This window comes from Bradyrhizobium sp. PRIMUS42, from assembly GCF_023006515.1.
In the GTDB taxonomy this organism is placed as follows: Bacteria; Pseudomonadota; Alphaproteobacteria; order Rhizobiales; family Xanthobacteraceae; genus Bradyrhizobium.
The window spans coordinates 1-3,759 of record NZ_JALBGZ010000617.1 but is presented as its reverse complement, the minus strand read 5'-3'; the positions used below and the strand labels follow the sequence as shown (position 1 = coordinate 3,759).

The 3,759-nt window shown below is 63.8% G+C and carries 5 protein-coding genes, 1 other RNA gene and 1 pseudogene; 3 read left to right on the top strand and 4 right to left on the bottom strand.

Annotation, left to right across the window (positions count from 1 at the left end):
* The 4 genes from MOV75_RS30530 to MOV75_RS30515 form a co-directional block, all read right to left on the bottom strand.
* A partial coding sequence (locus tag MOV75_RS30530) for a tripartite tricarboxylate transporter permease (protein ID WP_247007171.1) occupies positions 1 to 344 on the bottom strand: 344 nt, incomplete at its 3' end.
* Positions 345 to 351: 7 nt separating this feature from the next.
* Positions 352 to 1,113, bottom strand: coding sequence for a tripartite tricarboxylate transporter TctB family protein (locus tag MOV75_RS30525; protein ID WP_246921777.1), 762 nt, complete (start codon positions 1,111 to 1,113; stop codon positions 352 to 354).
* Between the two features lie 95 nt (positions 1,114 to 1,208).
* Positions 1,209 to 1,739, bottom strand: coding sequence for a chromate transporter (locus tag MOV75_RS30520; RefSeq protein ID WP_246921775.1), 531 nt, complete (start codon positions 1,737 to 1,739; stop codon positions 1,209 to 1,211).
* Complete coding sequence (locus tag MOV75_RS30515) at positions 1,736 to 2,344, bottom strand: chromate transporter (protein ID WP_246921773.1); 609 nt, start codon at positions 2,342 to 2,344, stop codon at positions 1,736 to 1,738. Before MOV75_RS30515 ends, MOV75_RS30520 begins: the two co-directional genes overlap by 4 nt.
* A gap of 84 nt (positions 2,345 to 2,428) precedes the next feature.
* On the opposite strand from MOV75_RS30515, the gene ssrA reads away from it, so the two are divergent.
* The 3 genes and pseudogenes from ssrA to MOV75_RS30500 all read left to right on the top strand — a co-directional run.
* Positions 2,429 to 2,795, top strand: a transfer-messenger RNA (tmRNA) gene (gene ssrA, locus MOV75_RS30510).
* A gap of 115 nt (positions 2,796 to 2,910) precedes the next feature.
* Complete coding sequence (locus tag MOV75_RS30505) at positions 2,911 to 3,429, top strand: SspB family protein (RefSeq protein WP_247007170.1); 519 nt, start codon at positions 2,911 to 2,913, stop codon at positions 3,427 to 3,429.
* An 88-nt stretch (positions 3,430 to 3,517) separates the two neighbouring features.
* Positions 3,518 to 3,759, top strand: a pseudogene (locus MOV75_RS30500) (lyase family protein); the annotation flags it as partial.

The following is a 3,759-nucleotide window of genomic DNA, read 5'->3' as shown; positions in this document are numbered from 1 at the left end:
ATCGCGGCGATCGCCAGCGCCGGGCCGGCGCGGCCTTGCCTCGCCATCTGGTGGCCGTCGATGGCGGTGACGACCGATGTCGCCTCGCCTGGTATGTTGACCAGGATCGACGTGGTCGAGCCGCCATATTGCGCGCCGTAATAGATGCCGGCGAGCATGATCAGGGCGCCGACCGGCGGAAGTCCGAAGGTGATCGGCAGCAGCATCGCGACCGTCGCGATGGTGCCGATGCCCGGGAGCACGCCGACCAGCGTGCCCACGAGGGCGCCGATCAGGCACATCAGAAGGTTGATCGGAGAGAGCGCGACGGCAAAACCGTGAGCGAGGTTGGCAAAGATATCCATCACACCCTCACTGGATCAGGAAACGCGGAAACATCGGCATCGGCAGCCCGAGCACGTAGGGAAAGAGGATTGCGCAACCGACCGTCAGGCAGGCGCCGACGATGGCTGCTTCCAGCCAGCGCGTCTCCTCCGACCCCGTCGCCGCGATCATGAAGCTTGCAAAGGCCGTGACCACGAGGCCGAGCGGCCGGATCGCCAGCGCGAAGAACAGAATCGCCGCCATCACGAACAATGGCCCCCGCCAGGAATAATGAGACATTGCCGGCCCATCGGTCACAAGGCCGGTCAAGGCGATGCCGGCGGACATGGCGACCAGCAGTCCGCCGAACATGCGCGGCGCGGTGCCCGCGCCGAAGGAGAAGCCCCGCATGCCCTGCAAGTCGCTCCCTGCCCACAGCGCGAACAGGGCAACCGCCATCAGGACGACGCCGCCGACATAGTCCTGCGCCGACCGGACCGTCATGAACAGAGTGAGGATCGCAACCGCGAACAGCGGATAGGAATAGATCAGCGCCAGCAGTACCTCGGACGACATCTTCTTGGTGCCGCCACCGAACGATCCGAAGATCGCACTGGGCGCGCCTGCGAGCAGCGCAGTCACGTGGCTGGTGACCACCGTCACCGGGCCGCGGCCGGCCCCCCAGCCGAAGATCGTCCCGATCGACCAGATCAATTCGAAGATCTGCGGCGCAATCGCCAGCAGACAAAAGCCGAGCACCAACCGGGTATTTCGGGTGGCTGTCGCTGAGTGGCCCATCGTGTCGGCCATGCATGTCTCCTCCGCGACCCGTAAGTCACGAGCACTGTTGTTCTAAATCGGCTGGAACTTGATCCCCCGCCCGGATCACTGCCTAGCGATTTTCATTACACAATGCCAGCAAAACCCAACAGCCCGCCGGCGAGCAGGAGCCAGAGTGGATTGATGCGCGAGACGGATGCGATCACCGCAACCATTGCGGTCAGAAGCACTGCAACAATTGTGCGATCGGTCGACTGGGCCAGGATCAGAGCACTGGCCGCCATCAATCCGATCGAGAGAGGAACCAGTGCAGCCTGAAGCAGGCCGGGCCAGCGCGATTGGCTCGGCCGATTCAGCAGCCGGCTGACATAATAGGCAAGCAGCGCCGTCGGCAGGCACATCGCCAGCGTCGCCGCCAGCGCCCCGGGGATTCCGGCGACGGCATAGCCGATTAACGTCACGATAAGCACGTTCGGACCTGGCGAGAGCTGCGCGATCGCATAGGCATCTGTGAACTGCTTCTCGGTCATCCAGTGATGCACCTCGACAGCGATGCGGTGCATCTCGGGCACCGCCGCCGCGGCGCCGCCGACCGCAAACAGCGACATCAGGCCGAAGGTGGAAATCAGCACCCAGATCGGGTTCTCGGCGTTCATGCTGCTACTTTCCGCCGCAGGAAAAAAATGGCGCCGATACTCACGGGGATCGCGACCAGCAGCACCACCTGGAGCGGCAGACGGAACACGCCAATGGCGGCGAACACGCCGAGCATCAGGGTGAGCGCGACGGCGTCCATCCGCTTCAACAGCGGGGTCATCATGCGGAAGACCACCGCGATTAACAGGCCCACCGCCGCGCAGGAGATGCCGGCGAGGCTACGGCGCAGCAGCTCCAATTCGCCGAACTGGGCGTAGATGATCGCGAGCACGGTCATGATCATTGTCGGCGGCAGCAGCAACCCGGCAAAGGCGGCAACTCCCCCGGCAATCCCGCGTAGCCGCGCACCGAACACCATCGACAGATTGACGATGTTGGGCCCCGGCAGGAAATGGCAGAGCGCAAAGGTCTCGTTGAACTCGTCCGCGGTTATCCAGCGGTGCTGCTCGACGATGGCCCGTCGGGCAAACACCAGCACGCCGCCGAAACCGGCCAGCGACATCCGGGCGAACGCCAGGAACAGCGCAGCGAGGCCGGGCGGTGCGGTGACGAGATCCGGCTCTTGATCTGATTCTTGGACGGCCGGTACTGAATCCGAGGACATCTCAGGAGCTTAGAACAGGGCTCGCGCCGCGGCCAAGACGGTCCGGAACCTATCCAAAGGGAACCGCACCGAACTCACGCGAAACCTCTGTTTTTCGAAACCTTTGCCCCCTATATTGGGGGTGCCGGTTCGCCGGCTATGGAAATAAACGGTCGTCGCAATAAACCATTCGGACCCGGGGGCGGTACCCGGCGCCTCCACCAAAGCCCACTTTGGGCAGGCCCAAGAAGCGGGTTTTGGCGGGGGCGAAATAGGATCGACGAGGGCGTAAAGGGCGTACTTTTTCCCGGTATTGTTCCGCCGTTATCGGGCTACTGCAATAGTTGCCAACGACAACTTTGCTCCGGTTGCTCAGGCTGCGTAACGCAGTTTGAAAGACCATCTTAAAGTCCTAACGGGTTAAGCTCCGTTAGGCGGGGTTCGGAGGCACCTGGCAACAGAAGCCTCCACTTTACTCTTGATTTCTTCCCCGGCGGGGACTCCTGCTGACCCGTCAGGCGCGGTACTATTGCGGCTTGGCGAGTCGGGCCGGCACGGTCCGGCTTCGGGGATGCAACAGGACCACCATGGCGACCGATCATATCCGATACGATGTGCTGGCCCGCGACGCGCTGCGCGGCGTGCTGCGGAAGGTGCTGACCGATGCCGCGGCCCATGGCCTGCCGGGCGAGCACCATTTCTTCATCACCTTCGTGTCGAAGGCCGAGGGCGTGAAGCTGTCGTCGCGGCTGCTCGCGCAATATCCGGAAGAGATGACGATCATCCTGCAGCACCAGTTCTGGGATCTGACCGTGCTCGAGGACCGCTTCGAGGTCGGCCTGTCCTTCGGTGGCATTCCGGAGCGGCTGATCGTGCCGTTCAGCGCCATCAAGAGCTTCCTCGACCCGTCCGTGAAGTTCGGCCTGCAGTTCGACACGTCCGACGTCGCCGAGGTCGCGCCCGAGACGCTGCCGACAGCTCCCGCGCCGTCGGCCGTCGCGGTGCAGACGCCTGCCCCTGAAACGGCGGAAAGCACGGAGGAGCCGACGGCCCCGAACCAGGGCGGTGCCGAGGTCGTGCGGCTCGATCGTTTCCGCAAGAAATGATCTAGGTTGGGCGCGAAGCCATCGCGCCGGCCAGACTGCCTATATAGAAGAGCACATGAAGAGGCCGCGCGGCATTTCGCGCGGCGGAATGGATGTGCTCATGGCCAAAGCTTCCCGCTCGAAGACCGACCGCCCCGCGACCCGCACCGAGACCGACAGCTTCGGTCCCATCGAGGTCGCCGCCGACCGCTATTGGGGCGCGCAGACTGAACGCTCGCGACAGAATTTTCGTATCGGCACGGATCGCATGCCGATCTCGCTCGTGCATGCGCTCGGCATCGTCAAGCTGGCCGCAGCGCAGTCCAACCTCGAGCTCGGCCTGCTCGACCG